Annotated in this window: 6 protein-coding genes; 2 read left to right on the forward strand and 4 right to left on the reverse strand. The window is 49.5% G+C overall.

The window, feature by feature from the left end:
* Positions 1-968: L,D-transpeptidase family protein (locus BZG79_RS10885; protein WP_108743277.1), on the reverse strand; the 968-nt coding region annotated here is incomplete at its 3' end.
* Between the two features lie 360 nt (positions 969-1,328).
* On the opposite strand from BZG79_RS10885, the gene BZG79_RS10890 reads away from it, so the two are divergent.
* A complete protein-coding gene (locus tag BZG79_RS10890; protein WP_077774397.1) occupies positions 1,329-1,979 on the forward strand; it encodes a hypothetical protein in 651 nt (216 codons plus the stop codon).
* On the opposite strand, the gene BZG79_RS10895 is transcribed toward BZG79_RS10890, so the two are convergent.
* A complete protein-coding gene (locus tag BZG79_RS10895) occupies positions 1,976-3,673 on the reverse strand; it encodes an SgrR family transcriptional regulator (protein ID WP_077661115.1) in 1,698 nt (565 codons plus the stop codon). The genes BZG79_RS10890 and BZG79_RS10895 overlap by 4 nt on opposite strands.
* Before the next feature lie 209 nt (positions 3,674-3,882).
* Here BZG79_RS10895 and BZG79_RS10900 point away from each other — a divergent pair, with 209 nt between their 5' ends.
* Positions 3,883-4,398, forward strand: a complete 516-nt coding sequence (locus BZG79_RS10900) for a hypothetical protein (protein ID WP_077774398.1) — start codon at positions 3,883-3,885, stop codon at positions 4,396-4,398.
* Positions 4,399-4,475: 77 nt separating this feature from the next.
* Here the strand turns inward: BZG79_RS10900 and BZG79_RS10905 are convergent, their stop codons facing one another.
* The gene (locus BZG79_RS10905) at positions 4,476-4,706 is read right to left on the reverse strand and encodes a DUF3820 family protein (RefSeq protein ID WP_077774399.1); all 231 of its coding nucleotides are present in this window, start codon (positions 4,704-4,706) and stop codon (positions 4,476-4,478) included.
* A gap of 17 nt (positions 4,707-4,723) precedes the next feature.
* Positions 4,724-5,263, reverse strand: a complete 540-nt coding sequence (locus BZG79_RS10910; protein ID WP_077461362.1) for an NUDIX hydrolase — start codon at positions 5,261-5,263, stop codon at positions 4,724-4,726.
* Between the last annotated feature and the right edge of the window lie 231 nt (positions 5,264-5,494).

Below are 5,494 nucleotides of genomic sequence, written 5' to 3' on the forward strand. Positions count from 1 at the left end.
AGAGAAGCCACCTCAATCGGGAGCCCCTCTTGTACCACTAAAGCCGCTCGGTAACGCTGTATTGACAGGCCAAAGTGCTTAAATAAAGATAAAATCCTTGGATCCGGTGCTCGGGTGATGCGTTTATCCGCCTCATCAAGCGTGTCAGAAAGCGGGCGATGCGCCTCAACCATTACACGTCCATCAGGCTCAAGACTCACTTTGGTCGGTGTATCAATAATACGCACAGGCGTACGAACATCCACGGCATCAAATAACCAAGCAATGTCATTCGGCCGCAAGCGAATACAGCCTGCACTGACCCGTAAGCCAATCCCAAACGATTTATTGGTCCCGTGGATTAAATACTCACCATGCCCATAACCCAAGCGTAACGCATGTTTACCCAGGGGGTTATCAGGGCCGGCGGGTACCACATCGGGCAAGCTGATTCCGCGCGTTTGTCGGTATTCATCTCTAATGCTCTGAGGCGGGGTCCATGTCGGATTTTTTCGCTTTTGACTAATGAAGGTATCCATTTTTGGCGTATCTCGCCCAATCCGTCCAATACCAATGGGAAAGATATGAACACGCCGACGGGTGTTTTTCTCTGTCGATGAAAGAGGCTCTCCGGTTTCGGTAACCGCGGCATCCTGCGCGGGAAAGTAATAAAGGCGAAGCTCAGCCAAGTTAATCACAATCCCTTCATGGGGCGGTTTCGGCAATAAGTACTGCTGAGGTAAACGTATCAAGGTGCCCGCTTCAGGTAAGTAGGGATCCACACCCGGGTTCAGCGCCAATAGCGCTAAAAAACCGACATTATACTGTTTGGCAATGGCTTCAAGGTGTTCGCCCCCTTCAACCTGATGTGTTTCAAGGGATCCGACTAACCGACTTCCGTCCGTGGGTAACAGGTAACTCGCAGCCTGTCCGGTGGGTATATAAAGTATCCACAGCAGCAACCCTACCCGTGTCGAGAGCCGAATCATTGGCCCACGCATCGATAGGCAGTGACTAAAAATAAACACGCGCCCCAGCTGCTCCTTGATATTCACGCTTGGTTTTCCTCTCAATACCGATGACACCCGTCTATCTATCAATAACTTCAAACCTGTTTCTCACCAACCTAACACCAAATAGGCTCGCAACAAAAAGCAAATTCTTGCCCGACCTAGGTGCTGCAAGCCGGTCGTTAGCCGCTGGCGTAAAATGGTATACGATGAGAAAGTGCGCACAAAGTAGCGTTTCTCGCTGATTTTTTAGGTGATTTAAGTGATATACTACATACTTTGAACTGGACGATTTGGCCACAAACGCTGTGTCGATGTTTTGGTAGGAGTAAAACGTTTTTGTTAGATGATCTGGTCTCGCTGGCACTGCGCCAGTTTCAGCAAGATTGTGTCAAGCTGTGCGAACATCACTATCCGACAGTTCACAATCGAGGCATGCGCGATACGCATATGGGTAAAGCGTTAGCGCGTCGCTTGATGCGTGTGCTTGAAGCGCATGATAGACCGGCACAGTTTCATCTTCTCGACGACACTCGCCCTCATAGCCAGACCGTGTACAAGCTCCAGTTAGATGACAGCGCGATTTATATCCTTGCGCACCGCTTACTCAGTGGCAATAATGCCTGTCGAGACGCGTTAGTTCGTGATGTAGCTTGGCTACTCAACAACGGTATCACTGACCCTTCTGAGCCTGGACGCGTGATCATTGTGAGCGATCACTGGATTGACCGGACGAACGCGAGTAAAGCCGTTCCCTCATGGTGGTTAGGCCACCAGCCCATTCATGCCGATGCCTATCGAGCGCAAGGTGTTCGCCTCGTATCTGCAACCACTAGTCTCTCAGATGCCATTTCTCCCCTCGGGTTAACCGAAGGACGCTATCGTATCTTTCATCCTCTATTTCGGATAAAAGACAGCCTACCACTGCACAAATACTTGCTCATGACAGCGACTTTTTCACTTGGTCTCGAAGAGCACACGACGGTTTAACCGGGCTTGTGCCATATCGATTTAAAGTCAAACCATCCGACGGCATTAGACGCGACATCTTGTAAATCTGGCGTCGCCATGACTCCCATCCAAATATGGAATAACGGGATCATCTGGTGTTCAACCAGGCAACGCGCCAAGGTTTCAGCACAATGATCATCTTGTGTTTCACGCCAACGTCGTGTTTCCGTCTCTATCTTGGTAACAAGCGCATCCGTACAGGCATGTAACACCAAATCATGCGTACCAAGCCAGTTGAATAACCCAACCTGTCCGCGCTCACCGAAGCTCATCGCGCCCAACCAAATATCAATTTTGCGACTGTAACGACCACTAAAATATTCCGCCGGAGATAGCGCTAAAACATTCACCGTGATGCCCTCTTCAGACAAATGTTTGGTTATGGCTTGCGCAATCAACGGGTATAAGGGGTGGTCTGATAAATACGCGACTGTCAAAGAGGTCGGGCCCGGCGCGGTCAGCTCACGCTCCGCTTGCACATAATGCATCCAGCCTGGCATTAATCCATACGCGTTGAATAATCGATACTCCCCCATGCCGTGCGCGGCTAAACGTGGTAGCAGTTGCAGCGATGACAACTTGGCGTGTAAGTATTCTCGCCACGCTGGCTGTTTGGCGAGCCCATCGCGACAATTAAGCAACAGATATCCGGCCCCCTGATCCATTTCGAGTTTTTGACTCAACGTCGTCTGATGACTTGCCAGTCGCTCGGGTGTGAGCGTGGTACTTGGTGTGAGATAACACATGGCTGCTTCGTCGAATACCATAATTTGGATCTCATCGGTCAGTGCGCGATAGCCAAAGTAATCGTCAAATGCTTCCAGCACCAAACGATGCGCTTGCCGTTCAGCCACGCGATACGGGCCTGTCCCCACAGGCTGATAGGCAAATTGCTTATCATGATCACAATCAGCAGGGAGAATTAAAGCTTCAGGGAGGGTGAGCGCATGATCGAAAAGAGGATCCGGGCAAGAGAGATGAATATCAATCATTCTTGGCCCAGGTGATGTCACACTTGCCACATGGGCGAAAAAGCGCCGAGTCGCGAGGTTGGAAAGACTAGCAATGACATCATGCTCCGTCATCAAGCGCCCATCATGGAACCGGACACCCGGTCGTAAGTAAAAGCGCCATTGGCTTGCGGATATGGCATCCCAATGATGCGCTAAATCGGCAACGACAATGCGATCATTGCCCCGATAGCGCACTAGGCCGTTAAATATTTGTCCCACCAAGTGCTGTTCTGAGCGGCGCAGTGGTCCACGTGGATCAAGTTCTTCTAATTGACGGTAATAAGGCAAACGCACAATTTGACGGCCATTTTGCGTACTCGGCCCCATTTGCTTTTGAATCAAGGTGACCAGCTTGGTGGAATCGTGATCCAAGCAGGCTAAAGCCTGATCGATTTTACCTTGTGTAAGCCATTGCGCCGCCTGCTCTTCGCGCAATGCCGATTCACTGCGTAAAAAGGTTAAACGTGACAACTTGCCTCGCCCAACAGAGGGTTGCCATGTTAACCAACCATGCTCCTCTAACTTACTCAAGACCATCCGCGCATTGCGCCGCGTGCACACGAGGATGTCGGCGATCGCTTGTAACGCTGTATCTGTATCTTCGCCGTTAAAGTGGTGATAAAGGCGGGTAAATTGTGCACGCAGTCGCTGACCAGACATAAAAGAGGAACTCAATCATCGAAATAAATGGGATTTCTATTTCCTATTTTACGCAACTCAGCACATGACGTCTGCTCATATTTAAATCACTCACACTTAAGCTGTGATCTCTAGCAGGCTATATTGGCGGGCATTGGCGAGGGGCGGTTTGTTCTAGACGCCGACTCGGTTATGATACGTTTCCTTTGTAGGCAATGAAAAGGGTGTTTATGAACGCGCCGGCAATTATTTCCCATTTTGATATCAAACAACGTTGGATGGCTTGTCATGTCAAACAAGCTCAGTTTCCAACCAAAGAAAGCCTCACCGGCTATGATATCTATCACGCCGCCACTCAGTCACCTGAACCCTTCGTTATGCCTGCGGCCCCAGCCACTCATCCATTAACGCTTTACTGGGTTGATAGCCATCCACTAATGATCCAATACGCCAAGCTTCAAGCCAAACAGTGGCCAGAATCAGATCATGCAAACATGCTGGCATACTTCGCACAATTAGCGCTTCAAGATGGCGTAGAAGTCGCTGAGGCCGGCGTTTCTTTATGCATTGGCACCCAAAATGGTGAAACCTGCGCCGCCGCCATGCGGGTCGACACTCAAGAAAACGGCCAGCCGATAAGCGGTATTTATGATCTGATTGCACCCAGTGACGACGCCCGCGCACAACTTCTACGCGCAATGATGGATAAGACAGACGAAAACCGCCAATGGGTGATAGCGCGTTAAGCAATCATGACACATTGAGCGTTACTTTCGTCGCGATTGTACCTACTGCATCAACGACTCGATATTTTGATTGATGCTCATCTTGGTGCTTTATCATGGCAAATCAAAGGCTTAACGACGCTTTCTAAGCCTTCGACCTTGAGTGCCAAGCACAATTGCATCAAGTCACCGAGCTCGCCGTCGGGGAATTCCGCTTTGTTTTGAAACCACAGCAAGTATTCTTCAGGCAGATCAATCAATACACGGCCGGCGTATTTGCCAAACGGCATGCGCATATTGGCCAATTTAATCAGTTGCGCTTTGTCCATGAAGGGGTCCTACCCGATTACGCTGTGGCTTGCTGGGTGCTATCACGTTGCTGAGCAATCATCTCAAGGAGCATGGTTTCTCGTACCAACGATTGACCCGCTTTGTCGCTGTTTGCCATCACCGCTTTGTTATGCGCAATCGCGTGATCCAAACGTACCCATACCGGGCGCATCCCATTATGTCGCTCATAATGTTCAAATGTCGGCGTTCCAAGCTCACGATCCACCTGGCAATAAAAACAGTAAGAGAGCATGTGCATCACATCGGCGCCGTCGCGATGCCAAGGACGATATTCCTCAAAACAGCCAAACGGTTCAATATCCCGGATACCTCGAGCACCCGTCTCTTCTTGCAGTTCGCGGATCATGCCTTGCTCTTGGGTTTCCCCTTGGTCAATTCCTCCACCTGGCAGTGAATAATCATCATAGCGTGCGGTATACATCAGTAAGATCTCATCACCCTGCAAAACAATCGCGCGTGCTGCATCACGCTTGATAACGGTTTTACTCTCTAGCGGTAGCACCCGCTCATCGGTATGTTTGGCAATAATCTGCATAAAACGCCCAGAAAAATAAAAATTAAGCGTGGAAGTATAACGCACAGGAACCAAATTTGCTTTGCGCTGAATTTACGTTAGTAATAGAGTTAAAAAATCATTGTGAGGTGTTGTAGTAGTAAGGACGAGTTACGGTGTTGAAAAAAATTGGTATACAGCAGCTAACCCTTGGTATGTATGTTGAACAAATCGAAACTGAACATTCCCGAACACGCATGGCAAAGCCTGGCT

Origin of the sequence: Salinivibrio sp. MA427 (assembly GCF_001996115.1) — a bacterium.
Taxonomy (GTDB): domain Bacteria; phylum Pseudomonadota; class Gammaproteobacteria; order Enterobacterales; family Vibrionaceae; genus Salinivibrio; species Salinivibrio costicola.